At 64.4% G+C, this 25113-nt stretch carries 23 protein-coding genes and 1 tRNA gene; 11 read left to right on the forward strand and 13 right to left on the reverse strand.

Annotated elements, in window-relative coordinates:
- Positions 1-28: 28 nt before the first annotated feature.
- Together ppk2 and ycaC are read right to left on the reverse strand one after the other, a co-directional pair.
- Positions 29-847, reverse strand: coding sequence for a polyphosphate kinase 2 (ppk2, locus tag HU766_RS21020; protein WP_033701341.1), 819 nt, complete (start codon positions 845-847; stop codon positions 29-31).
- 112 nt (positions 848-959) lie between these two features.
- The gene (gene ycaC, locus HU766_RS21025; protein WP_033701343.1) at positions 960-1580 is read right to left on the reverse strand and encodes an isochorismate family cysteine hydrolase YcaC; all 621 of its coding nucleotides are present in this window, start codon (positions 1578-1580) and stop codon (positions 960-962) included.
- Positions 1581-1843: 263 nt separating this feature from the next.
- On the opposite strand from ycaC, the gene HU766_RS21030 reads away from it, so the two are divergent.
- From HU766_RS21030 to HU766_RS21040, 3 genes are all read left to right on the forward strand, one after another.
- Positions 1844-2233 carry a nuclear transport factor 2 family protein gene (locus HU766_RS21030; RefSeq protein WP_186660286.1) on the forward strand — a complete coding sequence of 130 codons (390 nt, stop codon included), beginning with the start codon at positions 1844-1846 and terminating at the stop codon, positions 2231-2233.
- Positions 2234-2325: 92 nt separating this feature from the next.
- The gene (locus HU766_RS21035) at positions 2326-3825 is read left to right on the forward strand and encodes a cytosine permease (protein ID WP_186660288.1); all 1500 of its coding nucleotides are present in this window, start codon (positions 2326-2328) and stop codon (positions 3823-3825) included.
- Positions 3826-3838: 13 nt separating this feature from the next.
- The gene (locus tag HU766_RS21040; RefSeq protein WP_186660290.1) at positions 3839-5269 is read left to right on the forward strand and encodes an aldehyde dehydrogenase family protein; all 1431 of its coding nucleotides are present in this window, start codon (positions 3839-3841) and stop codon (positions 5267-5269) included.
- Positions 5270-5866: 597 nt separating this feature from the next.
- On the opposite strand, the gene HU766_RS21045 is transcribed toward HU766_RS21040, so the two are convergent.
- The 3 genes from HU766_RS21045 to HU766_RS21055 are packed head-to-tail and all read right to left on the reverse strand — an operon-like array spanning position 5867 to position 10059.
- The gene (locus HU766_RS21045; RefSeq protein ID WP_186660293.1) at positions 5867-8269 is read right to left on the reverse strand and encodes a DUF3772 domain-containing protein; all 2403 of its coding nucleotides are present in this window, start codon (positions 8267-8269) and stop codon (positions 5867-5869) included.
- Between the two features lie 56 nt (positions 8270-8325).
- Entirely contained in the window at positions 8326-9384 is a 1059-nt protein-coding gene (gene ada, locus HU766_RS21050; RefSeq protein WP_186660295.1) for a bifunctional DNA-binding transcriptional regulator/O6-methylguanine-DNA methyltransferase Ada, read from the reverse strand.
- A 48-nt stretch (positions 9385-9432) separates the two neighbouring features.
- Positions 9433-10059, reverse strand: a complete 627-nt coding sequence (locus HU766_RS21055; protein WP_156310551.1) for a DNA-3-methyladenine glycosylase — start codon at positions 10057-10059, stop codon at positions 9433-9435.
- 172 nt (positions 10060-10231) lie between these two features.
- Here HU766_RS21055 and HU766_RS21060 point away from each other — a divergent pair, with 172 nt between their 5' ends.
- Together HU766_RS21060 and HU766_RS21065 are read left to right on the forward strand one after the other, a co-directional pair.
- Positions 10232-10747, forward strand: coding sequence for a sigma-70 family RNA polymerase sigma factor (locus tag HU766_RS21060; protein ID WP_186660297.1), 516 nt, complete (start codon positions 10232-10234; stop codon positions 10745-10747).
- Entirely contained in the window at positions 10734-11690 is a 957-nt protein-coding gene (locus HU766_RS21065) for a FecR domain-containing protein (protein WP_186660299.1), read from the forward strand. Before HU766_RS21060 ends, HU766_RS21065 begins: the two co-directional genes overlap by 14 nt.
- A gap of 12 nt (positions 11691-11702) precedes the next feature.
- Here the strand turns inward: HU766_RS21065 and HU766_RS21070 are convergent, their stop codons facing one another.
- The 3 genes from HU766_RS21070 to HU766_RS21080 form a co-directional block, all read right to left on the reverse strand.
- Positions 11703-12860: an MFS transporter gene (locus HU766_RS21070; protein ID WP_033701357.1), complete on the reverse strand. Its 1158-nt coding sequence runs from the start codon at positions 12858-12860 to the stop codon at positions 11703-11705.
- Positions 12861-12938: 78 nt separating this feature from the next.
- Positions 12939-13082: a hypothetical protein gene (locus tag HU766_RS21075; RefSeq protein ID WP_167334465.1), complete on the reverse strand. Its 144-nt coding sequence runs from the start codon at positions 13080-13082 to the stop codon at positions 12939-12941.
- Between the two features lie 137 nt (positions 13083-13219).
- Entirely contained in the window at positions 13220-14434 is a 1215-nt protein-coding gene (locus HU766_RS21080) for an MFS transporter (RefSeq protein WP_033701358.1), read from the reverse strand.
- Between the two features lie 192 nt (positions 14435-14626).
- Here HU766_RS21080 and HU766_RS21085 point away from each other — a divergent pair, with 192 nt between their 5' ends.
- Both HU766_RS21085 and HU766_RS21090 read left to right on the forward strand, forming a co-directional pair.
- Positions 14627-15550, forward strand: coding sequence for a FecR domain-containing protein (locus HU766_RS21085; protein WP_186660301.1), 924 nt, complete (start codon positions 14627-14629; stop codon positions 15548-15550).
- A 94-nt stretch (positions 15551-15644) separates the two neighbouring features.
- Positions 15645-15721 (forward strand) — tRNA-Met (locus HU766_RS21090).
- 116 nt (positions 15722-15837) lie between these two features.
- Here HU766_RS21090 and HU766_RS21095 read toward each other — a convergent pair.
- Entirely contained in the window at positions 15838-16455 is a 618-nt protein-coding gene (locus HU766_RS21095; RefSeq protein WP_033701361.1) for a LysE family translocator, read from the reverse strand.
- Positions 16456-16575: 120 nt separating this feature from the next.
- Here HU766_RS21095 and HU766_RS21100 point away from each other — a divergent pair, with 120 nt between their 5' ends.
- A complete protein-coding gene (locus HU766_RS21100; RefSeq protein WP_186660303.1) occupies positions 16576-17493 on the forward strand; it encodes a LysR substrate-binding domain-containing protein in 918 nt (305 codons plus the stop codon).
- Here the strand turns inward: HU766_RS21100 and HU766_RS21105 are convergent.
- From HU766_RS21105 to HU766_RS21120, 4 genes are all read right to left on the reverse strand, one after another.
- A complete protein-coding gene (locus HU766_RS21105; protein ID WP_186660305.1) occupies positions 17433-18017 on the reverse strand; it encodes a D-Ala-D-Ala carboxypeptidase family metallohydrolase in 585 nt (194 codons plus the stop codon). The two genes, HU766_RS21100 and HU766_RS21105, sit on opposite strands and share 61 nt — an antisense overlap.
- A 75-nt stretch (positions 18018-18092) precedes the next feature.
- The gene (can, locus tag HU766_RS21110) at positions 18093-18731 is read right to left on the reverse strand and encodes a carbonate dehydratase (RefSeq protein ID WP_033701363.1); all 639 of its coding nucleotides are present in this window, start codon (positions 18729-18731) and stop codon (positions 18093-18095) included.
- A gap of 51 nt (positions 18732-18782) precedes the next feature.
- The gene (gene rimI / locus HU766_RS21115; RefSeq protein ID WP_186660307.1) at positions 18783-19238 is read right to left on the reverse strand and encodes a ribosomal protein S18-alanine N-acetyltransferase; all 456 of its coding nucleotides are present in this window, start codon (positions 19236-19238) and stop codon (positions 18783-18785) included.
- Positions 19235-20020 carry an energy transducer TonB gene (locus HU766_RS21120; RefSeq protein ID WP_186660309.1) on the reverse strand — a complete coding sequence of 262 codons (786 nt, stop codon included), beginning with the start codon at positions 20018-20020 and terminating at the stop codon, positions 19235-19237. Before HU766_RS21120 ends, rimI begins: the two co-directional genes overlap by 4 nt.
- A 237-nt stretch (positions 20021-20257) precedes the next feature.
- Here HU766_RS21120 and mksB point away from each other — a divergent pair, with 237 nt between their 5' ends.
- From mksB to mksF, 3 genes are read left to right on the forward strand one after another with little or no spacing between them, the layout of a single operon-like run.
- Positions 20258-21547: an Mks condensin complex protein MksB gene (gene mksB / locus HU766_RS21125; RefSeq protein ID WP_033701367.1), complete on the forward strand. Its 1290-nt coding sequence runs from the start codon at positions 20258-20260 to the stop codon at positions 21545-21547.
- Positions 21537-22244, forward strand: a complete 708-nt coding sequence (mksE, locus tag HU766_RS21130) for an Mks condensin complex protein MksE (protein ID WP_033701368.1) — start codon at positions 21537-21539, stop codon at positions 22242-22244. Before mksB ends, mksE begins: the two co-directional genes overlap by 11 nt.
- Positions 22241-25072, forward strand: a complete 2832-nt coding sequence (mksF, locus tag HU766_RS21135) for an Mks condensin complex protein MksF (RefSeq protein ID WP_186660311.1) — start codon at positions 22241-22243, stop codon at positions 25070-25072. Before mksE ends, mksF begins: the two co-directional genes overlap by 4 nt.
- Positions 25073-25113: the final 41 nt, after the last annotated feature.

Below are 25113 nucleotides of genomic sequence, written 5' to 3' on the forward strand. Positions count from 1 at the left end.
ATCCTTTAGGCTCCCCGCAAGGAGGGGGTCAGAAGCGTTCTTCGACCACCTTGAACGGGTAGGCCACCGCCTTGTACTTGCCGACCTTGCCGCGCTTGGGCAACTTCACGACCTGGTCGCGGGTGATGTCCTTGTAGGGAATGCGAGTGAGCAGGTGGCTGATGATGTTCAGCCGCGCCCGCCGCTTGTCGTTGGAATGGGCCATGAACCAGGGTGCCCAGGAGGAATCCGAGGCGGCGAACATCGCGTCGCGCGCCTTGGTGTAATCATCCCAGCGGCTATACGACTTCAGGTCCATGGGTGACAGCTTCCACAGCTTGCGCCCATCGCTGATGCGGTCCTGCAGGCGGCGGGTCTGCTCTTCGGCGCTCACTTCCAGCCAGTACTTGATCAGGATGATCCCCGACTCGACCATCATCTTCTCGAACAGCGGCACCACCATGAGGAACTTGTCGGCTTGCTCATCGCTGCAAAAGCCCATCACCCGCTCGACGCCGGCGCGGTTGTACCAACTGCGGTCGAAGATCACCACTTCGCCCGCAGCGGGCAGATGGCCCAGGTAGCGTTGCACGTACATCTGCGACTTTTCCCGCTCGGTAGGTGCCGGCAGCGCCACCACACGGAACACTCGCGGGCTGACACGCTCGGTGAGGGCCTTGATGGTCCCACCCTTGCCCGCGCCGTCCCGGCCTTCAAAGACGATGCACACCTTCAGGCCCTTGGCCACGACCCATTCCTGCAGCTTCACCAACTCGACGTGAAGTTGCTTGAGTGCCTTCTCGTAGGCCTTGCCGCCCAACTTTTCCGGCTGTGCCTGTGGGGTCTTCTTCCTGGCTGACTTCGACATGGGTAGCTCCCGGCGGCGAATGAAGGTTCAGTATGGTCGATCCACGGGGGTTTGCCGCTTCGCTTGCTACCACAGCACCGCCCCCCTTTGGAGAGGGCGGACAATGGCCGGGTTATTTGGCCAGCTTGTTGTAACTAGTCATCAGGTTACGGTAGTCGGGAATGTGGTTGGCGAACAACGTCCCCAGCCCTTCAACGTCGTTGCGCCAGTCGCGGTGCAGCTCGCAGGCGACACCGAACCAGGTCATCAGTTGCGCCCCGGCGGCCTCCATGCGGCGCCATGCCGAATCGCGGGTCAACTCGTTGAAGGTGCCAGAGGCGTCGGTGACGACGAAGACCTCGAAGCCCTCCTCAAGGGCCGACAGTGCCGGGAACGCCACGCACACTTCGGTCACCACACCAGCGATCAGCAGTTGCTTCTTGCCCGTGGCCTTGACGGCCTTGACGAAGTCTTCGTTGTCCCAGGCGTTGATGTTGCCGGGGCGGGCAATGTAGGGGGCGTCGGGGAACTGCTCTTTGAGCTCGGGGACCAGCGGGCCATTGGGGCCGGTTTCGAAGCTGGTGGTGAGGATGGTCGGCAGCTTGAAGTACTTGGCCAGGTCCGACAGGGCCAGAACGTTGTTCTTGAAACGGTCCGGGTCGATATCCCGTACCAGCGAAAGCAGGCCGGTCTGGTGATCGACCAGCAGGACTGCGACGTTGTTCTTGTCCAGACGCGTGTATTGGAAGGCCATGGTGGAGCTCCTTGCATCAGCGGATTGGGAGTATCAGCGTAGGCAAGGATGAGCGACTGCGGTAACCGTCAGTCGGGTCCGTTCTTGAGATCGAGCGCCGCCCACGCGGCGCTCGATCTCATAGGCGCCAAAACAGCCAAGGCGAGCCCCCACCGCTCACTTCACAATTTCCTGAACTGATTATTTGCCCCCAGCGATTTTTCCCCTCGCCCACCGCCACCAGAATCGCTCACCACAATCACAAAAACCGTGAGGCCACTCCCGTGGACCAGACACTCCAGGTACGGCAGGCCGCCGCCGACCTCGTCGATGCCTTTGCCAGCAACGACACCGCTCGCTACTTCGCCTGCTTCAGCGAAGACGCCACCTTCCTCTTCCACACCTTGGCCCAGCCGCTGTTGTCGCGCCGCGCCTATGAAGGCCTCTGGGCCCAGTGGCAGGCCGAAGGCTTCGCCGTGCTGGCGTGTGAATCGGGCAATGCCCAGGTGAGCCTGCAAGGCGACGTGGCGATCTTCATGCACGATGTGGCCACGCATATCCGTATCGCCGGTGACGAACACCAGCTGGCCGAACGCGAGACCATCGTGTTCCGCCGCCACGGCGAACGCTGGCTGGCCTGCCATGAGCACCTGTCGGTCGTCACCACCGCCTGAACCTTCTTTTGCGGCCTTGCCGCTCTGCCATCGCACCCACAATAAGGCCCGCGCACCGCGCCGGCCAACAACAACCGCGCTGGAGCATCACCATGAGCCAATCGACCGGTATCGAGACCAACGGTGTCGAACAGATCCCCGACGATCAACGCCACGCCGCCCCGCTAGACCTGTTCCGCCTGATCTTCGGCGGTGCCAATACCTTTGCCACTGCCGTGCTGGGCAGTTTCCCGGTGCTGTTCGGGCTGTCGTTCCAGGCCGGGGTCTGGGCAATTTTGCTCGGGGTCGGCATCGGCGCCATCATCCTCGCCCCCATGGGCCTGTTCGGTGCGCTCAACGGCACCAACAACGCGGTGTCTTCGGGCGCGCACTTCGGCGTGCACGGGCGTATCGTCGGCTCGTTCCTGTCGTTGCTCACCGCCGTGGCGTTCTTCTCGCTGTCGGTGTGGAGCTCGGGCGATGCCCTGGTCGGCGGTGCCAAGCGCTTGGCCGGCTTGCCGGAAACCGACTTGACCCTGGGCCTGGCCTATGGCCTGTTCGCGGTGCTGGTACTGGTGGTGTGCATCTTCGGCTTCCGCTTCATGCTGTGGGTCAACAAGATTGCCGTGTGGGCGTCGAGCCTGCTGTTTCTGCTAGGCATCGTCGCCTTCGCCGGTCCCTTCGATGCGGGCTACGCCGGCAGCGTCAACCTCGGCCAGGCGGGTTTCTGGGCCGCCTTCGTCGGCGCGGCGATCCTGGCCATGAGCAACCCGGTCTCGTTCGGTGCCTTCCTCGGCGACTGGTCGCGCTACATCCCGCGGGCAACCCCCAAGCCGCGCATCATGCTGGCCGTGATCGCCGCCCAGGCCGCGACGCTGATCCCCTTCCTGTTCGGCCTGTGCACCGCCACCCTGGTCGCCAGCCAGGCACCGGACTACATCGCGGCCAACAACTACGTCGGCGGCCTGCTGGCGGTCTCGCCTAGCTGGTTCTTCCTGCCGGTGTGCCTGATCGCGGTGATCGGCGGCATGTCCACCGGCACCACCGCGCTGTATGGCACCGGCCTGGACATGTCCAGCGTGTTCCCGCGCCTGCTCAGCCGTGCCGGCGCCACCTTGCTGATCGGCGTGCTGGCGATCGGTTTCATCTTCATTGGCCGCTTCACCTTCAACCTGGTGCAGAGCGTGTCGACCTTCGCCGTGCTGATCATCACCTGCACCAGCCCCTGGATGGTGATCATGATCCTCGGCCTGATCACCCGCCGCGGCTTCTACCATGCCGATGACCTGCAGGTATTCACCCGTGGCCAGCGCGGCGGCCATTACTGGTTCACGCACGGCTGGAACTGGCGCGGCATGGGGGCGTGGATCCCCAGCGCGGCGGTCGGCCTGTGCTTCGTCAACCTGCCGGGGCAGTTCGTCGGCCCGCTGGGCGACCTGGCCGGCGGCATCGACCTGAGCCTGCCGGTAACCCTGGGGCTGGCCGGGGTACTTTACCTCGTGCTGCTCAACCTGTTCCCTGAACCTGCTGGCGTGTATGGGCCTGATGGCCCGCGCTGGGTGCGCTGCAAACGCACCCCGCATGCGCCGCTAATCACTGCCGAAATAGCCTGACTGGAGTCTGCCCATGACCACTTCTCACTACATCGCCGGCCGCTGGGTCGAAGGCCAAGGCAGCGACTGCATCAGCGTCAATGACCCTGCCCTGGGCCTGCCCTTCGCCGAATTGATGGCCGCCAGCGTCGCCCAGGTCGACCAAGCCGTGGCTGCCGCCCGCGAGGCCCTGCACGCCTGGAAGCAGACCAGCACCGGCCAGCGTGCTGCGTACCTGCGCGGCTTTGCCGAGCAGCTCGGGCAGCGCCGTGAAGCGTTGATCACCCTGCAGATGCGCAACAACGGCAAGCCGCGCCACGAGGCCGAAATCGACCTGGACGACGCGATTGCCACGTTCAATTACTACGCCGAGCTGGCTGAGCAGTTGCCGCAGAAAAACTGCGACGTACCTCTGGCCGCGCCTGGCTTTACTGCCCGCACCCGTCTGGAGCCGGTTGGCGTGGTCGGCCTGATCGTGCCGTGGAACTTCCCGCTGGTGACCAGCGCCTGGAAGCTTGCCCCGGCCTTGGCCGCAGGCTGCACCGTGGTGCTCAAGCCCTCGGAGGTTACCCCGCTGATCGAGCAGACTTACGGCCAGATCGCCGATACCCTGGGCCTGCCCGCAGGTGTGCTGAACATCGTCAACGGCAAGGCCGAAACCGGCGCCGCGCTGAGTGGCCACAATGGCCTGGACAAGTTGTCGTTCACCGGCAGCAACAGCGTCGGTAGCCAGGTGATGCGCAGCGCTTCGGCGCAGTGCCGGCCGGTGACCCTGGAGCTGGGCGGCAAGTCGGCGATCGTGGTGTTCGATGATTGCGATGTCGAGCAGGCGGTGGAATGGATTGTCGCCGGCATCAGCTGGAACGCCGGGCAAATGTGCTCGGCCACCTCGCGCTTGCTGGTGCAGGACGGCATTGCCGAGGCACTGCTGCCGCGTTTGCAGGCTGCACTGGAGAACCTGCGGGTGGGCAACCCGTTGAGCGAAGAAGTGGACATGGGGCCACTGACCAGCCAAGCGCAGTGGCTGAAGGTTGCCAGCTACTTTGCCACTGCACGCGAAGAGGGTCTGCAGTGCCTGGCCGGTGGCAAGGCGCTGGACCGTGACGGCTGGTTTGTCAGCCCGACGTTGTATGTGGACGTGCCGGCAGACAGCCGCCTGTGGACTGAAGAAATTTTTGGCCCGGTGCTGTGCGCACGCCGCTTCGCCACCGAAGCGCAGGCAATTGCCGAAGCCAACGACAGCCGCTTCGGCCTGGTCGCCACCGTTTGTTCAGCGGACCTGGAACGCGCAGAGCGGGTGGCCGATGCCCTGGAAGTTGGCCATGTGTGGATCAACTCGGTGCAGGCGGTGTTCGTCGAAACGTCGTGGGGCGGCACCAAGGGCAGCGGCATTGGGCGAGAGCTCGGGCCTTGGGGGTTGTCGGGGTATCTGTCGGTGAAGCATGTGACACGGTGCCTGGGCTGATATCGCTGGGGCCGCATTGCGGCCCTTTCGACGGCAAAGCCCTCGCCATGGCACATCAGACGTAAGACTTTTCTCAATCTGAAACCAATTGCTTCAGCTTCAACTCGTTTGGGAATTATCCTACGCGCTGCGCTGCCGTTTCTCTGTTGTTGATGATCAGCATCAGGGCTAATTTTCCTGAGTCGTCAAATTCGGCGACCGGGTGTGAGAGCCCGTGTTGATCTAGCTGCAACCTCAGCGGTAGCTGTGCGCGGGCAGGATTCGTCCTGGCCGGTTTCCTGGATCACCGGTCTCTCACCCCGCGTACAGCTGCCACCCAAACCTGTGAGAGGGAATGGGCATCAGCTCCTGACACGCTGGACGAATACATCTGCGGCAATGCTGGCGAGCCTGGCATCGGGATGTTGGTGAACACCGTGCATAACCTGCAAATGGCCAAGGCGCTGAATGAAATGGTCCTGTGCCGGGATGAAAGCGCTGGAAGACAATGCCATCAGGAATAACGACCGAGTGAGGAAGCTGCTGGCAAGGCAGAAGCACTGGCGCTGAAGCCTCCTCAGGAGCATTGAAGCGGGGGGCGCTGAGCGCCCCCCATACTCACGTCGGCTCGTCGGCCGGGCGCGAACCTTCCTGCAGCAACACCATGCTCTGCGGCGAAGACAAGGGGATCCCCTCATCACGCAACCGCCCAAGAATGGTGAACAGCAGGTCACTGCGGGTGCCGGACACCTGCCGCGGCCCGGCCACGTAACCACTGACCGCAATCACCATGCCACTGCTCGTCAGGTCCTTGAACGACACCGAACTCGCGGGTGCATCCAGTATCGCTTCGTGCTCGTGATACGCCGCCAGCAGCAGGTCGCGCACGCGGTTGGCATCGGTTTCCAGCGGCAAGGTCAGGGTCACGCTGACCACCCCAAGGGCATTGCCCATGGTCACGTTGCGCACGTTCTGCGAAATGAACTGCGAGTTGGGCACGATCACCGTCGAGCGGTCAGACATCTGTATCTCGGTGGCGCGCACGTTGATGCGGCGGATGTCACCCTCGACACCGGCCAGGCTGACCCAGTCACCCACCTTTACCGGGCGCTCGGTAAGCAGGATCAGACCCGAGATGAAGTTCTGCACGATCTGCTGCAGACCAAAACCGATACCCACCGACAACGCACTCACCACCCAGGTCAGGCTGGTCAGGTTGATACGCAGGGTCGACATCACCAGCATGGCCAGGAACAGGAAGCCCAGGTACCCCACCAGGGTCACCAGCGAGGCACGCATGCCGGCGTCCATGTCGGTTTCCGGCAGCAGGCGCTCGCTCAACCAGCGCTTGAGCACACGGATGCCGAACATGCCGCCGAAGAACATCGCCACGGCCAGCAGGATATCTTGCGGCACGATGTTCAAGTTGCCGAGCATCTTGCCACCGGTGCCATCCCAATCCCCCAGGCTGAGCAGCAACTCACCGGGGCTGGTGCCCGAAGGCGTGAAGGCCAGCAGTACCGCCAGGAACAGCAGCACGGTACGGCCGATGCCAGCCAAAATGGTGCTGGCCTGGGCCTGATGGCGCGGAGCCAGGCCCAATGTCGATGCCAGGGCCAGGCCGCCCGGTTGGCGGGGCGACAGCAGGGTTTCGCACAGGTCACCGAGGAAGGTGGTCAGCAGGTAGGCACAGGTCGCCACCACGCTGATCCACAGCAACTTTGCCGTAAGGAAGTACGCCAGGGTCAGGAAACCGGCCAACAGGGCCAGTACGATCAGCCCCACCCATACCACGATGACGAAGGGGATCAGCCCCGCCAGGCCAGTCGGGCGTTCCAGCTCATGCTTGCGCAAGGTGCGGCGGTAGCGCAGCAAGGCCACCGAGAAAATCACCGCCACCACCAGCGCAGTCAGGCCGTTGGTCGCCACGGTCAGCGCCAGGCTGGTACCGATCACGCTGTTGATGCGCTCCTGGGTCAGCAGCACCATCAACGCCAGGGCCAGCAGTTTAGGGAACCAGCCCAGGGCGCTGGCCACCTCATCGTGGATCGGTGGCAGGCGCCAGGACGGGCGCTGCAGCATCAACATGGCGCGGCCCAGGCCTGAAATGAAGGCGCTGAACACCACCAGAGTAAGGATGTGGTTAGCCAGGCTGGCGATATCCGTGCCCAGCTCGGCGCTGCTTTCCAGGCCCCAGCGCAGCAGCGACACGGAACCGGCGATGGTGCCCAGCGTCGCCAGGCTGACGCTCAAGGCCAAGGCGCTGCGGCGCAGGCGGCCTTCGGGCAGCCAACGGATCATCGCATCTGCCAGCAAGCGCTCAAGCAGCCGACGAACCAGCGTCCACACCAGGATGGCCGCCACCAGGCTGCTGAGGAAAAACCAGCGATGTTCGGCACTGAACGCACTGGCCACGGCATCGGCCGCCTCGCCACGCAGGTCGCGCAGGCGTGCCACGTCTTCATCGGTGGGGCGGATCAGCGACTGCCAGAACGCGGGGGTCAGCGGGCTGGTGGCGCGGCTGGTGACCTGCGAGTTGAACTGGCTGCGGCGCAGGTTGACGATCTGCGTGGACAGGTCCCGGGCCGACTGGGTCAGCTTGGTGGCCTGCTCCTGCTCGGCCAGCACGGTCTTTTTCTGCGCTTCGAGGTCCTTGCGCTGAAGGGTGATGCTGGCAGGCTCATCCGGCTGCTTCGGGCCCAGCACCTTGAGCTTGTCGTCCAGGCCTTGCACATCGGCAGTACGCAGCGCACCAAGGGCATCGGCCTGCCGCTGAACCTGTATGGCAGCCTGGCGCAGTTGCGAAAGCACATCGTCATTGGCGCTGCTGGTCACGCCCTGGCGGATCAGGTCGAGTCGATCACTCAACTGTTCAAGGCTCGCGTTCTCGTCGAGCACCGGCAACTCGGCAGCCGCCAGGCTGGAGGCTGGCGGGGTCGGAGCGGACCAGGCCGGAGTGGCCAACGCCAGCATCAGGGCCAATACGCCTAGGCAATAACGGGCAAGGCTGACACGCCTCATCGAACAATCCTCTATGCATTTCGATTTGGCGGGGGATTCTACGCGGCTTCACGCGATCAGGAGAGTGCCGTTTCTCGCTTGAGCAGTTGCTGCTTGCGCTCCACCCCCCAGCGATAGCCGCTGATGTCGCCGTCGCGACGTACCACCCGATGGCAAGGAATGGCCACGGCAATGCGGTTGGCCGCGCAGGCCATGGCCACGGCGCGGACCGCCCTGGGTGCGCCGATACGCTCGGCGATGTCGGTGTAGCTGACCCGACAGCCGGCAGGTACCTCACGCAAGGCCTGCCAGACCCGCTCCTGAAATGCCGTGCCTTGGATATCCAACGGCAGCGCAAGGCCCAGCGCGGGGGCTTCCACAAAGCCCACCACCTCGGCGACCACCCGCTCGTATTGGCTATCACCGCCGATCAGCCGAGCGTTGGGGAACTGGTCCTGCAAGGCCTGCAACAGTAGCTCGGGGTCATCGCCCAGCAGAATCGCGCAGATACCCTTCTCGCTCTGGGCCACCAGGATCGCCCCCAGCGAACACTGGCCCAGCGCAAAACGAATGGTCGCCCCTGCCCCGCCGGCACGGTAGGCCTTGGGCCGCATGCCCAGGCGCTGCCCGGCACTTTCGTAGAACCGGCTGTTGGAGTTGTAGCCAGCGTCGTAGATGGCATCGGTCACCGAGCGCTGATCCTGTTCCAGGTGCTCACGCAAGCGTCGGGCGCGAAACGCCGAGGCATAGGCCTTGGGAGTGAGGCCGGTTTCGGCCTTGAACAGGCGGTGCAGGTGAAAGGGACTGACCGCGAGCTGCGCGCTGAGCTGGTCCAGGTTTGGCCCGCTGGCAGCGCCCTCGATCAGGCGGCAGGCACGCGTCACCAGCTCGCTGCGCCGGGTTGCACTGGCACCGCTGTCACCCGCGCAACGCTTGCAGGCGCGGTAGCCGGCGGTTTCGGCGGCGGCGGTATCGTTGTAGAACGCGATGTTCTCGCGCTTGGCCATGCGCGACTTGCACCCTGGTCGGCAGTAGATACCCGTGGTGCGTACGGCATAGACGAAGTGGCCGGCGGCGGCGCTGTCACGGGCCTGCACGGCTTGCCAGCGCTGCTCGGGGGTGGTGTAGGGTTTCATCGCGGGTTACCTCTTGTCTGTCTCGCCTGTACCGCCAATGCAAAAACATCAGGCCCGCCACAGGTACCAGGCTGCCACGGTCCGGTACGGGCACCAGCCACCGCCCAGCGAGCGCATCTGCGCCGGCGTCGGTGCTTTCTCCAGCCCCTTCAGTCGACGATACCCCTCGCGTACCGCGAAGTCGTCGACCGGCAGAATGTCCGAGCGCTCAAGGCTGTAAATCAGCAACATCTCCACCGTCCAGCGCCCTACCCCACGCAGGGCCACAAGGCGTTCGATCAACACCTCGTCAGCCATGGCCAGCGCCTCCTGGCGGCTGGGCACCAAACCCTCGAGCCGAGCTTGGGCAATACCCTGCACGGTGGCCGTCTTGCTCGCCGAGAAGCCGCATGCGCGCATCGCTTCAGGTGTCACAGCCAGCAATTGCTCCGGGGCAGGAAAACTGCCCTCGGGGAACAGCGCCAACAGCCTTCCCAGAATCGACTCGGCGGCGCGGGCATGCAACTGCTGGTAGGCAATTGCCCGTACCAGCGCCTCATAAGGCTCGCGCCCGGGCGTTGCCTGGTGCAGGCACGGCCCGATCGCGGCAATGTGCCGTGCCCAGTCCGGGTCCGATGCGGCCAGGTGTCGGCTGGCCTCGCGGTAAGCTTCGGGCGAAAGGTCAGCCAGAATCATTGCGCCTCCAACAGGTCGATGACAGGCCCAGCTTAGCCCAACCGTTCATCGGTGAAACGCCGGATCTTGCGCGGCTAATTCCTGGCATACCATTGATCCGCGCCGCGATCCGCGCATAGAATTGAGAACTATTCACAATCACGCACGCTCACCGGATCAGGCCTTCGCTACGATGCAGACCACCGACACGCTCAAGCCGACCGAGGTTGCTCTGCTCTATCAGTCCCACCACGCCTGGCTCAGCGGCTGGCTGCGCAGCCGGGTCGGCTGCCACGAGCATGCCGCCGACCTCGCCCAGGATACCTTCGTGCGGCTGTTGCGCGCCCGCCAGGCTTCGCCGCTAAAGGAACCCCGCGCCTACCTGAGCGCCATCGCCCGCGGCCTGATGATCGACCAATTCCGCCGCCGCGCCCTGGAGCGGGCCTACCACGAAAGCCTGGCCCTGCTGCCCGAAGCCGAGGTGCCCAGCGAAGAACACCGGCTGGTCATTCTCGATACCCTGGAGCGCCTCGACCGCGCCCTGCACACGCTGAAGCCGCGTACACGTCAGGCCTTTCTGCTGGCCCAGATCGACGGGCTGAGCATCACGCAGATCGCCGTGCAACTCGACGTGTCCCGCGCGACGATCGAGCGCGACCTGGCCAAGGCCCTGGGTGTCTGCTACCGGTTGCGTTATGTCGACCTCTGACGGCGCGCCCGCACAGGCCCAGGTCGACCAGGCCATCGACTGGCTGGTGAAGCTGCGCTTCGACAACCCCAGCCCGCGCACCGAGCGGCAATTCCAGCAATGGCTGGCCAGCCATCCGCACAATCCCAAGGCCTGGCAGCGCGTCAGCAACCTCAGCGACGAATTGGCCGGGCTGCCCAAGGCCCTGAGCCGCAGCACCCTCGACGCCAGCCAACGCCAGCGCAGCAGCCGCCGTGACCACCTCAAACTGCTGGCGCTGCTGGCCGCCGGCGGCAGCCTGGGCTGGGCCGCGCGCGAACCGTTGGGCCTGCCGCAGCTACTGGCCGACAGCAGCACCGCCACGGGCGAACGCCGGCAATTGCACGGCAGCGATGGCAGCCGCATCCAGCTCAACACCGACAGCGCCATCGGACTGCGCTACAGCGCCGAACAACGTCAGCTTGAGCTGCTACGGGGCGAGGTGAGCCTGGACAGCAACGCCAACGACAACCGCCCTTTCCGCATCGATACCCGCGTTGGCACCCTGGGCACCCGCGACGGGCAACTGCTGCTACGCGAAAACGACAAGGGCTTGCTGCTGGCAGTACGCGGTGGCGAGGTGACGTTGTTCCCCGCCTCTGCCCACGCACGCTTGGTGCATGCCGGCGAAACGCTGCAAGTGCAGGCCAACGGCAACTTGCAGGCCGTCAGCCTGCACAGCGACCCTTGGGGCTGGACCGACGGCGTGCTCAGCGTGCAACAGATGCCGCTGGGGGAATTTACCGCCGAACTCTCGCGCTACCGCCCGGGCCTGCTGCGCTGTGCTGACGACGTGGCAAACCTCAAGGTCTCCGGCACTTACCAACTGGCCGACACCGAGCAGATTCTGCAACTGCTAGCCCGCAGCCTGCCGGTGCGGGTCGACTACCGCACGCGTTACTGGGTGAGCATCGGCGCCGCCTGAAAAAACCTGTGATCAGTCCGCCACTGCGCGCAACCGCCCTGCCCGCCGGTACGACTGCCGGGCAAAGCAGACAAACAGCCCCGCCATCAGCGCCAGCGCCATCGGCAACCCGTGCGGCGCCACATCCATCGCCGCGCCGCTGACCAGCGGCCCGACCAGGCTACCCACTCCCCATAGCAGGCCGACACTGGCATTGGCCGTGACCAGGTCCTGCCCTTTGAAGCGCTGCCCGATCAGCACCAGTGCCAAAGTGTAGATGCCCCCCGCCACAGCGCCCAGCACCACCAGCAGTGGCCACAGCAACCAGGTCATCTGCAGCAACCACGGCAGGCCGATGCCGATCAGCATCGCCACCAGGCCGCACACCAGGTGCAGGCCGGTGCGCTCGACCCGGTCGGCCAACCAGCCCAATGGCAGCTGGAACAGCATGTCGCCGGCAAACACCACCGTCACCATCAGCGCCGCCACGCCTACGGCAAAGCCATGGCTGGTGGCATATACCGGCAGCAGCGACAGCACCACGGCATCGAAGAAGGAGAAGAACAGCACCGCCACGCACAAGGCTGGCGCCACGCGGAAGAAGCCGGCCAGGCCAAAGCTCTTTTCGCCTTCTTCATGCTCCACATAGTCGTTGGGCACCGTCAGCACGATGCACAGCAGGGCCAGGCCATAGCAGGCGGTGACCACGCCGGTGATCCATGGGCTGTTGGCCCCCAGCACGGCCAGCATCGCCGGGCCGAGTACCTGGAAACCGGTAAAGCTGGTGGCGTACAGGGCCATGATCTTGCCGCGATTGTGCTCGGGGCACAGCTCGTTGACCCAGGACTCGCCCAGAATGATGGCAACCCCCATGCCGATGCCCAGGCCCAGACGCAGCAGCGCCAGCAGCCAGATCGAGTCGAAGGCCGACTCCAGCAAGGCGATGCTGACGGTGCACAGGCTGAAGCACAGCAGGTAGATCGTCCGCCGGGTCAGCAAGCGGCAGCAGGCGTCGACCATGAACGCCGAGAGCATCATCCCCGCTGCGGGGATGGCTGAGATGATGCCGATTTCCAGGGTGCCTGCGCCGGCCTCATGCAGGCGCAACGACACCAACGGCAGGCTGGCCCCCAGGCTGAAGCCCACCACCGACACGGCGAACAACAGGCCCGCCAGCAAACGCATGTTCATTTACCACTCCTTGCAAACCGAAAAGACGAGCAAACACGAGCGCGCACGCCAGGGCGGCGGACGACGCAAAAGCGCAGATCAGTTCAGGGCAAGGTGTGGCGAGAAGGTGAAGGCAAACAGCACGCTGCGCCGACGCTTGAGCACCGTGTCACTCGGCCACGCACGACGCAGTGCCTGCAGTGCAGGCTGGCGAGCATTTGGCAGGGACGGGTTACGGCGCATTGCTTTGACTACGCAGGTTGGAGAAAAGAGGCGGCACTCTAGGCCAAGCCAGGTGGAACCGTCAATCCAAGGGCCGCTCGCAATCCCTGTAGGAGCGGCCTTGCGTCGCGATGGGCTGCGCAGCAGCCCCAAACGCCTCAGCGCTTACGCGTACTAGGCAAAAACACCGCCAACAACCCGAACAACGGCAGGAACGAGCACACCCCATACACATACTCGATACCGCGCAGGTCCGCGACATAGCCAAGCAGCGCGGCGCCAATCCCACCGAAGCCGAACATCAAACCGAAGAAGATCCCGGCAATCATGCCCACGCTGCCCGGCACCAGTTCCTGTGCATACACCACGATGGCGGAAAACGCCGATGCCAGGATGAAGCCGATCACCACGCTCAGCACCGTGGTCCAGAACAGGTCGGCATACGGCAGCGCGAGGGTGAAGGGGGTGACCCCCAGGATGGAGAACCAGATCACCGCCTTGCGCCCGATACGGTCACCGATCGGCCCGCCAAAGAACGTACCCGCCGCCACCGCGCCCAGGAACAGGAACAGGTGCAATTGCGAGCTGGCCACCGAAACGTCGAACTTCTCGATCAGGTAGAAGGTGAAGTAGCTGGTGAAGCTGGCCATGTAGAAGTACTTCGAGAATACCAGCAGGCCCAGCACGATCAGCGCCGCGATCACCCGCTTGCGCGAGATGCCATGGGTGGCCTGCACGGCCTTGCGCGCCTTGGCCTGGTTCAGGTGCTCCTTGTACCAGCCCCGCAGCATCAGGGTCACGGCGAAGAAGAACAGCCCCGCCAGGCCGAACCAGGCGACGTGCGTCTGCCCGAACGGGATGACGATGGCCGCCGCCAACAGCGGCCCCAGCGCCGAGCCGGTGTTACCGCCCACCTGGAAGGTCGACTGGGCCAGGCCAAAGCGCCCACCCGAGGCCAACCGTGCAATGCGCGAAGTCTCTGGGTGGAAGGTGGACGAGCCGATGCCGACCAGCGCCGAGGCCAGCAGGATCATCGGGAAACTGCCGACAAAGGCCAGCATGACGATGCCCACCAGTGTGCACAAGGTGCCCAGCGGCAGCAGGTTCGGCGCAGGCCGACGGTCGGTAAAGAAGCCCACCCAAGGCTGCAGCAGCGAGGCAGTGATCTGGAAGGTCAGGGTGATCATGCCGATCTGGGCGAAGCTCAGGTCGTAGTTGGCTTTGAGCATCGGGTAGATGGCTGGCAGCACCGACTGGATCAGGTCATTGATCAGGTGCGCCAGGGCGCAGAAACCGATGATGCGCATCACCAGGGGGTTGGCAGGGTTCGCCGCTGCGCTGGTGGAAGCCGTGGAGGTGCTACTGGTGGCCATGTGCCTGAATCTCCGTCCGCAGATTTGGGATCCGATTATCAGGAAACAAATAGATACATAGCTACCTTTTTTATCCCTCCGTCGAGACGTACTTGTAAATGGTTCTCAATATATTTAGCATCCTCGACTCATTCCCCTGTCATCGTTGGGCGAAACGGCCCCTATCGTGAGCAGACCGATCCCATGAGCCCGATGCCCGCCAAACAATCCCAGCCCGACCCGCAGCAGGAAGCCCTGGAGTGGTTCTCCCGTTTGCGTCAGCCCGGGTGTGACGAAGGCGAACGCCAGGTGTTCGCCGCCTGGTGCCAGGAGCCGCAAAACGCCCAGGCTTACGCTGAGCTGGAAACCTTCTGGCAACAGCTGCAACCCGCACCGGCTCGCCCGCAACCCCGGCAGCTAACGGCGCGCCGCAGCCACCTGGGCAAATGGCTGGCGCTGGTGTTTCTACTGGTGCTGGGCGCCTTGGCCTACCTGTACTGGCCGCTGATGCAACGCCTGGGCAGCGAAATGCACACCGACGTTGGCGAACGCCGCAGCCTGCGCCTGGCCGACGGCTCGACCGTGCACCTGGACAGCGCCAGCGCGATGAACGTCGACCTGCGCGGGCGTACCCGCCAGTTGCACCTGGTACAAGGCCAGGTCTACCTCGAAGTACTGCTCGATGGCCGCGCCATGGAAGTGGACGTGGGCGATGCGCGCATCCAGGTATTCGGTACCCGCCTGCAAATTGCCCGCTTTGCCGACCACAACGAACTGGTGGTGCTCAGTGGCAAGGCGATGGTGGTCCAGGGTGGCGAACAGCGCCTGGTCTCTGCCGGCGAACGGGTGACATTCGATGCCACACGGATCGACCCTGTACAAAAAGCCGACATGAAGACCGCCGACAGTTGGCGCAACGGCCGCCTGCGAGCCACCGACATGCCGCTGGGGCAGGTGTTGGAGCGCCTGGCGGGGTACCAGGGGCAACGCCTGTGGATGCTCGACGAGCAGGCCGCCCATCGACGCGTGAGCGGCGACTTCAGCCTCGACCGCCCTGCCGAAAGCCTTGCCGCACTGGCCAGCACCCAGCAATTGCAGCTGCAGGGCGTGCTCGGCCACTGGCTGATCGTGCGCTGAGGCCTGCCCTGGCGGCTAAGTTTTTGAAAGCGTGCAAATTTTTTTGAAATGAGTGTTGACAGAGGGGCATCACAAGGGAATAATGCGCGCCATTGGCTACATAGCTCAGTTGGTTAGAGCATAGCATTCATAATGCTGGGGTCCGGGGTTCAAGTCCCTGTGTAGCCACCAAACATGATAAAGGGCTTACCGAAAGGTAAGCCCTTTTTCTTTGCCTGCGAAAAAGCACAGCCTGAGCTGTTTGGGCGCGGCCTATATGGCCAGCACCCCAACTTGCAATCGTCACATCAACGCACACCTGTGACTGCCACCGCCAAGCCCAGGCCGATCAATGCCAGCCCGATCACCCGGTCCACCAGCCGCTGTCGCTCGATCATCGCCTTGCGCAACGCCGTGCTGGAGAAAAACACGGCCACCAGACTGAACCACAGCCAGTGGGCAAAAGACATGAACGCGCCGTAGGCGAAGTCCAGTGCCAACGGGCTGCCCGGCTGCACCACTTGTGTATAGGCGCTGATGACGAAGAGCATGGTCTTGGGGTTCAAGGCATTGGTGAGGAAGCCGGTGCGCAGCGCGGCCGCAAGGCTGGCGCCAGTGTGCCGGTCGATACCGTCCAGGCTGATGCGCGCGGTGTTGGTCAGCGATTTGTAGCCCAGGTAGACCAGGTAACCCGCGCCCACCACCTTCATGCACAGGAACAGCGTCGGGCTCTGGCTGATGATCACCGCAATGCCCAGTACGGTGTACAGCACATGCACCTGTACGCCCAATGCAATCCCCACCGCAGCCGCCAGCCCGGCCTTGCGGCCCTGTGCATAACTGCTGCGGGTGACCATGGCGAAGTCAGCGCCAGGGCTGATGACGGCGAGGACGGTGAACAGGGCTACGGCGATGAGTTCGGTCATTGGCGGGTCTCGATAGGCGATGGAAATGCACAGACGCGCCGATTATCCTGGGCTTATTAACTGGGAAAAATCGATTTATAGTGGCGGTTATCCGCTAGTTTTTCTCACAGACAGCACAGCATGAAACTGCCGCCCCTCAACGCTTTGCGCTACTTCGACATCGCCGCCGAAACCGAAAGCTTCGTGCGCGCCGCCGAGCGCCTGCACGTCACCCATGGCGCGGTCAGCCGTCAGGTACGCCTGCTCGAAGCAAGCCTTGGCGTCGAATTGTTCGAGCGCCGCAACCGGGCCATTTTCCTCACTGCCGCCGGCCGCGCCCTGCAGGGCACCACCCAGGCCATGTTCGAACAGCTCGAAGGCGCCGTGCAGCGCCTGCAACAGCAGGCCAGCGACAATGTGCTGGTACTCTCCTGCGAGCCCACCATCGCCATGCGCTGGCTGATCCCGCGCCTGCCCCGCTTCAACGCCGCCCACCCCGACCTGCAGCTGCATCTGGTAGCCGCCGGTGGGCCAGTGGACTTTACGCGCAGCGGCGTCGACCTGGCGCTGCGCCGCGATGACTTCCTTTGGGACCGCCAACTCCATCACCGCAAGATCTGCGACGAATGGATCGGCCCAGTGTGCCGCCCCGGCGCCGTCACCAGCCTGGATGGTCAACGCCTGCTGCACAGCCGCACGCGGCCCAGCGCCTGGCCCACCTGGCTGCGCCTGAGCACGCAACGGGCCAGGCACACCGAGCGCAGCGACTATGAGCATTTCTACCTGTCGATCCAGGCCGCCAGTGCAGGCCTGGGCCTGGCCATGGGCTCAGCGCTGATGGTGCGCGACGAGCTCGACAGTGACCAACTGCAGGCCCCCTTCGGCTTCTTGCGCGACGGCTCTGCCTATCACCTGCTCAGCCCGCAGCCGCTGGACGATGGCGGCAAGCGCCAGCGTTTTGCCGAGTGGGTGATCGATGAATGCGAGGCGTGCCTGGTTCACCTGGGCCTGGTGCAAAACGACGAGCCCGCACTGCCATCGCCACCCCAGGTGCGATAGCCGGCGGTGTCGATGTGGATGCGACCTGACGGATAACGGCCCAGGCCCATGTTCCAGGCATGGCCGTGTTGTTGCCAGAAACTGCACAGTGGGTTGGGGTCGGCCCAGGCCGGCAACAGGATATCGACGGCGAATGCGCGGGTATGGGCGCTACCCACGGCACCGCCCGCACATCGGTTGAGGCTGGGGTCGCGGTAGGCCGAGACCACTTCGAACTGGCGTAGGATGCCCTGGTCGTCGAGGGTGTTGAGCAATGCCAGCGTCGAGCGCACCGCAGGCCATTGGCTGGCAGGTGGCACGGCGAAGGGGGATGCCCGGCACAGCTTCCAGTCAGAGGCCGAGCGAAGCAGTTGATGGATCGGCACCACCCCATACAGCCGGGCATCCACCAGCATTTCGCGGAAGGGGCGTGTTTGATGATCGCCGGCCCATTGGGCGAACATCCACAGGTCACGGTCATCGGCGTGCGCGACACTAACCACCCACATGCCCATCGCCATCAGCAGCCACTTCGCGCCTGTCATCCCCACTCCCCTGCTCAACGAGATCGAACACCCTGTTTCAAGTTATGTAAGCAGAAACGCAGGGCAACACACCGCCTACTCCAACGCCCGCAACCGATACTGCGGTGGCAGTTGGGCAAAGCCGCTGATGGTGGTGTCCAGGCTCTTCCAACGCCCGTCCTTGATGCCATAGATGCAACCATGCACCGACAGCTCCTGCCCGCGATGCCAGGCGTTCTGCACGATGCTGGTGTGGGCCACGTTGGCGACCTGCTGGATGACGTTCAGCTCGCACAGGCGATCGACCTGCGCCTCTTCGGTTTCCAGCTTGGCCAGTTCGCCGCGCTTTTCGTAGTACAGGTCGCGGATCGAACGCAGCCAGCCGTCGATCAGGCCGAGCTGGCGGTCCTGCATGGCAGCGCGCACGCCGCCGCAACCGTAGTGGCCGGTGACCAGGATGTGTTTGACCTTGAGCACTTCGACGGCGTACTGGATCACCGACAGGCAGTTCAGGTCGGTGTGCAGCACCACGTTGGCGACATTGCGGTGGACGAACAGGTCGCCAGGCAGCATGCCGACGATTTCATTGGCCGGCACGCGGGCGTCGGAGCAACCGATCCAGAGGAACTCGGGGGTTTGCTGACGGGCCAGTTTGGCGAAGAAATCGGGGTCACGCTGGGTGATGGCATCGGCCCAGCGTGCATTGTTGTCGATCAGTTCCTGCAGGTCGTGCATGGTCTTGCCTCATCAGGTTGTACCTGTGTGACAAGGCCTGCACTCGAGGGGTCACTCCTCGAACAGGGTGCAGGCCATCACCAGGGCATCTTCACGGCCGCCGGCCATCGGGTAGTAGTCACGGCGGCGGCCGATTTCGTTGAACCCGTAGCGCTCGTACAACCGATAGGCCGACTGGTTGCTGGCGCGCACTTCCAGGAAGCATTCGCGGCCATTGAGCTGGTAGGCCCGCGCCATCAGGTGCTCAAGCAGACGCAGGCCCAGGCCGAAACCTTGGTTCTCGGGTTTGACGGTAATGTTGAGCAGGTGCGCCTCGTCGATGATCACATTGATCACGCCATGGCCGACCTGCTGCTGGCCGTCGAACATCAGCCACACTTCGTAGGACTTGAGCGCATCCTGAAAGATTCCGCGGGTCCAGGGATGGCTGAACGCGGCATATTCGATCTTAAGCACGGCATCCAGATCCGCCTCGGTCATCGGGCGGAAACTGATCGAGTCACTCATTCAACGCTCTTCCAGCGCGCCATCAGCTGGCGCATGGCTTGCCAGACGTCCGCCTTGCGCTGCGGCTCGTCCATCAACAGTTCAAGGCCCGGCAAGGCCCAGGCATCGCCCAGGCCCTCAAGCTTCAGTGTTTGGTAGTAGGTGTGCGCGTCGGTATTGCCGGCAAAGCGCAGCGCGGGCAGGCCGATCAACCACAAGCAGGTGCAGGGTGCCTCTTCCAGGCGGGCCTGGATGAACCCCTGGACGAAATCGCGTGCAGCGTCCGGGCCTTGGTCCATGTTGCCGCGCACCAGCAGCGGCCAGCGCACCGGCTCACCGATGATCTGTGGGGCATCGGGCAGGCCGGCGGCGCGCAGCATGTCCTTGAGCAACAAGTAGGACGGGTCGCGGCTCTGGAACGGCTGGCCGGTGGCCAGTTCCACCAGCAGCAGGCAGCTGCCGGCGCGCAGCAGTTGCAACGAGAAGCGCGGTGGCGGCACCGGCACCGGGCGCGGTGCGGGGGCTGGCTCTTCGGCTTCGACGGGCTTGGCGGCAGGCTTGGGGCTGCTGCCTGGGCGCGGAATCTCGATTTTCGGGCGTTCGCCGCTGCGCGCCTGGGGGGCGGCAGGGGCTTCGTTGGCGGCGGGCGCTGGCTTGACGTCGAAGTCGAGGTCTTCGACCGGCGCCACCGGCAACAACAGTTCCGGGCGCGACGGTGCGGCGAACGGCAGTTCGGCGCGCGGCAGCCAGTGCACCACTTGCATGGCGGAAAGGTAGGCGCGGCGACGGGGTTCGGTCAGCACGAGGCGGGTATCCGGGGGGGTTATATCAATCGGGCATTGTAACGCGTACGGCGGGGTTTTTGCAGCGCCTGGGAGACCAAGCGCCGCCCGGGCGGCGCTCGGTCTCCCAGGCGCCAAAGCCCTCCCGCCATACACACAAATAAACAAAGGCCATTTCTCATTACAGACCAAGGGGTGAAATCCTCCCCCCCGTATGCAGTACAATCGCCCCCTTTTTCTTGGCAACGAGTCGAAGCCATGATCGAACCCAAGCGCGTCCTGCGCGCCCTAGCCGAACACTGGGCCCTGATCGAGCCGCTGTGCGAACGTTTCGACCAGGGCACCCTGAGCCTGGTCGAACTGCGTCAGCATGTGGCCCGCCAGCAGGTCGAGAGTACCCCGCAGGACATCACCCAGCTGCTCGACGTGTGGATCCGCCTGGATATCCTGGTGCCGGTGGCCAAGAGCCCGAACCGCTTCGAGCTCAACGCCCAGATCCACGACTTCCTCGCCTACCTACGCCGCGAACACCGCTTGGGCCTGTGCCTGGAGATCGAAGCCTACCTGCGCCACCTGGAACGCCTTGCCGGGCACATCCAGGATGCTTTCGACAACCGCGACAGCGACGACCTGGCGCGCCAGTTGCGCCTGCTCGACATGCGCGTGCGCGATGTGCTGAAGAAGCTCGACAACGACGAGCAGGCCCTGGTGGCCGTGGCCGAGCGGGCCAAGACCAGCAACCGCCAGATCCCGCTGCGCCAGCGCTACGCTGAAGTCCTCGCAACCTGGGACGAGTACGTCGAGCCGATGATCCAGCTGGTCAACGCCGACGGCGCCTTCGAACAGGGCGTGCGCAAGGTCGAAACCGTGCTCCTGCGCCTGCTGGGCGAGCAGGCGCGCCTGGGCCACCTGGTCGACGACGACATGCTGCTGCGTACCCACGCGCGCATCCTGGAAATGCAGACCAGCGCCCAGCTGACCCTGCGCCACGCCCGGGAACTGCTGCTGCCACTGCGCGAAGAAGCGCGCCGGCACAACGCCGTGACCCGTGGCGCCGCCCTGGCGCTGTCGGTGATCCGCCGCAAGGGCATCGATGCCGTGCCGCAAGCGGCCATGCCGATGTTCACCCGGCCGCAGAGCACCTTCCTCGGCAGCGCCAGCCAGGTCGAGGCCTATGTCTACGCTTTGGCCCGTTTCGAGCCCAAGCCTGCGCGCTTCCCCAAGGCGCACAAGACCGACAAAGACCCGTTGCCGCGCGCGCCACGCACGGTCAAGGAAATGCTCGAACGCTGCGAGCAGGCCCTGCCGCTGCCCGACCTGATGGTCTGGCTGCTGGAGCAGGAGCCCGACGGCGCCACCGACGAACTGCTGTACTGGTTCTCGCGCCTGTCGCGCGAGAAGCGCTTCCAGCGCGAGCGCCTCGAACGCCGCGACTACACCACCCACGAACACCTGGTCAGCCTGCGCTCGTTCGCCCTGACGTCCAGCCGTGAAGACGTCGCCAGAACGACTGCCGAATCCAACGCGAGCCCAGCCAATGCATCTTGATCTTTCCGAACTGTCCCAGCTCGCACCGATCTTCCGCGAGCTGTTCAAAGGTTTCCACGTCAGCCGCCGTGACCCCGAGCTGTACGCTCAACTGTCGAACTTCCAGGACCAGTACCGCACCCTGTTCAAGGCCCTGGGCTTCGAATTGGTGTGCGACACCCGTGGTTTCTATTACTTCGTGCCCGAGCTTGCCGCCGCGCAGGTCAACAAGACCGCCCAGCGCCTGTCGCTGTTCACCTTCATCCTGGTCGAGCACCTGGCCGACCAGGGCCGCGACCCCATGGCCGTGCTCGACGGCGGCAGCATTGGCCGCGACGAACTGCCATCGCTGCTGGAAAAGTACCGCGACCTGTTCCTGCAGGCCGAAGTGCAAACCGTCGAAGAGCTGGAAGAAAAAATCCTGCGGCGCATGACCCAGCTCGGCTTCGCCTTCGAGGAAGGTGGTATCTACCGCTTCCTGCCGCCGATGCACCGCTTCCTCGACGTCTGCCTGTCGGTGCAGCAGGACCGCGACCTGGCCGCCACCCTGCACAGCGACCTGCCTTTGCCGACCCCGGTACTGGCCGAGGAAGAAAGCCCGGAGCAACTCAACCGCACCGACGACCCGCTCGACCTGTCGCCATTCGAAGGCGACGAGAGCGAAGAGGACGCCCTGGCCCGGGCCATCCGCGAAGAGCAACAGGAGATTGACGCATGAGCCAGGAACGCTACGGCATCCGCCGCTTCGCTTTGCTCAACACCGCCGGCTACAGCCTTGGCCTGTTCCCGCTGGAGCACCCGCTGTCGGTATACGGCGCCAACAACCTGGGTAAATCGGCCTCGATCAACGCCCTGCAGTTCCCGATCCTGGCGCGCATGTCCGACATGAGCTTCGGCAAGTACAGCCTGGAGCAGTCGCGTCGCTTCTACTTCGCCAGCGACACCTCGTACATCCTCTGCGAACTGAACCTGCCCCACGGCCCGCACGTGATCGGCGTGGTCGGCCGCGGCCCGGGCGGCGGTTTCGGCCACCAGTTCTTCGCCTACAAGGGCGAACTGGACCTGGCCCATTACCAGAAGAACGACACCTGCCTGCGTCAGAAAGAGCTGTTCACCAACCTCGAGCGCCTGGGCCTGAAGGCCTACGAGCTCAAGCCCGACGAGCTGCGTCGGCTGCTGGTCGGCGGCCACACCTCGGTGCCGCTGGACCTGACCATGATCCCGCTGCGCTCGACCAGCGAGCAAAGCCTGAAAACCTTCCGCGCGTTGTTCATCAACCTGCTGCACATGCGCGAGATCACCGCAGCCAAGCTCAAGCAGCTGTTCCTCGACGCCTTCGAGCACAGCCTGCGCTCGGGCAGCGTCGACTACATCGCGGCCTGCGAAGAAGCCTTCCGCGACGTGCGCCGCATGGAGCAGGACTACAACGCCCTGGTCGCCGCCGGCCCGCTGGTCGAAGCCCTCGCCGGTGGCGTTGCCCAGCGCGACATTCTGCGCGGCAAGCTGCACCGCCTCTCGCCCCTGCTCGACAACCTGCTGGGCACCTGGCAGGAATACGCCATGGCGCGCAAGGAAGAGCTGGTCATCCAGTCCGAGCACTACCGTGGCGAACAGGACCGGCTGCAGAACGACCAACGCGGAGGCACCCAAGAACTGATGCGGCTGGAGCGCGAGATCACCGGCATCCAGCGCTGGCTCGGCGAGCTGTCGGTACTCAAGCGCCGCTTCGCCCTGGTCGATGACGTCAAGGTCCTGGAGCAGCAGTTGCTGGCCGCCAAAGATGCCCACGACGAACTGGCGGGCGCCCTGGCCCAGTCGCGGCAGTTCTCTGCCGAAGACCTGGACGAGCGCGTACGCGACCTGGAAAAACGCGTCAAGCAGGTCAAGCAGCAGCTCGACCACGCCGACAACAACAGCTATGCCCGCCTGCGCGAGGAGTTCTCGCAGCAGGACGTCGACCGCCTGATGCGCCTGTTCAACGGCGCGCTGTTCAGCCTGCCGCTGGGCGAGCGCGGCATCGAACTGGACGACAGCGACCTGTGGGTGAAGTCGCTGGAAGCGGTGCTCGATGGCTTCAAAGGCGAGCGCTTCGAGGCTCCGGGCCTTTCCATCGATATCTCGCACATCGACCCACCGGCCCTGCAGGCGCTGGCCGACCGCGCCGCCCTGCGCGACCAGAAGGACCGCCTGGAGCGCGAGCTCAAGCAGCTCAAGACCCAGCAGGCCGTGGCCGCCGACCGCTCCGCCTCCAAGGCGCAGACGGAAACCTTGTACCAGGCCGTACTGGATGCGCAGAAGGCGCTGGAAGACTTCCGTCGCAGCGAAACGCTGGCGGCCGAAGAACCCGAGAAACTGGAGCACTTGTCACAACTGGAAGCGGCCCAGGACGAGCTCAAACGCTCCAGCGATGCCTTCACCGAGCGCGTCCAGCAACTGTCGGCCAAGCTGCAACTGGTCGGCCGCCAGCTCGGCGACCTGGAGTCCAAGCAGCGCACCCTTGAAGACGCCCTGCGCCGCCGCCAGCTGCTGCCAGCCGACCTGCCTTACGGCACGCCGTTCATGGAAGCGGTCGACGACTCGATGGACAACCTGCTGCCGATGCTCAACGACTACCAGGACAGCTGGCAGGGCTTGCAGCGGGTGGACAACCAGATCGAGGCGCTGTACGCCCAGGTGCGCCTCAAGGGCGTGGCCAAGTTCGACAGCGAAGACGACATGGAGCGCCGCCTGCAACTGCTGGTCAACGCCTACGCGCACCGCACCGATGAGGCCCTGACCTTGGCCAAGGCGCGCCGCGCCGCAGTCACCGACATCGCCCGGACCCTGCGCAACATCCGTAGCGACTACGACAGCCTCGAGCACCAACTGGCGCTGTTCAACCGCGAGATCAACAAACGCCAGGTGTCCAACCTGCAGAGCTTCCGCGTGGTGCTGGCACCGAACAAGGAAGCGCTCAAGCACATCGACCAGATCATCCACAGCGCCGGCCAGTACGAGGAAGGCGAAACACTGTCGGTGTTCGACCTGACGCAGAACTCCGACCAGGACCACAAGAACGAAGAGGCCAAGGAGTACCTGGCACGGCTGGTGGCGGCCAACCACAACCAGCTGGGCCTCAAGGACCTGTTCGAACTGGCCTTCGAGATCACCAAGGTCAATGGCCAGCCGGTGATCCACGCCGACATCGACGGCGCCGCGTCCAACGGCACCACCATGACCATCAAGGCGCTGACCAACATGTACTTGTTGCTGCACCTGATGGACCGTGACCTGGCCGGGCGCATTCGCCTGCCGTACTACCTGGACGAAGCAGCGGATATCGACGAGCGCAACCAGGCGGCACTGCTGGAGACCAGCTTGCAGCTGGGCTTCGTACCGATTCTGGCGAGTGTGAAGCCACAGGTATCGGCGCACGTGGCGATCGACCTGGAAGGTGGCAGCGGGCCGAACGGCATCTACATCGACGAGGCGGACTGGAAGTTCATCAGCCGGCTGGATGAGGTGAGGAAGGTTGTGCGTGAGGATCAGGCCGAAGAGTTGGCCTGAAGAATCTGGGGCCGCTTTGCGGCCCTATCGCGACACAAGGC

Source organism: Pseudomonas sp. SWRI77, from assembly GCF_014269105.1.
Classification (GTDB): Bacteria; Pseudomonadota; Gammaproteobacteria; order Pseudomonadales; family Pseudomonadaceae; genus Aquipseudomonas; species Aquipseudomonas capeferrum.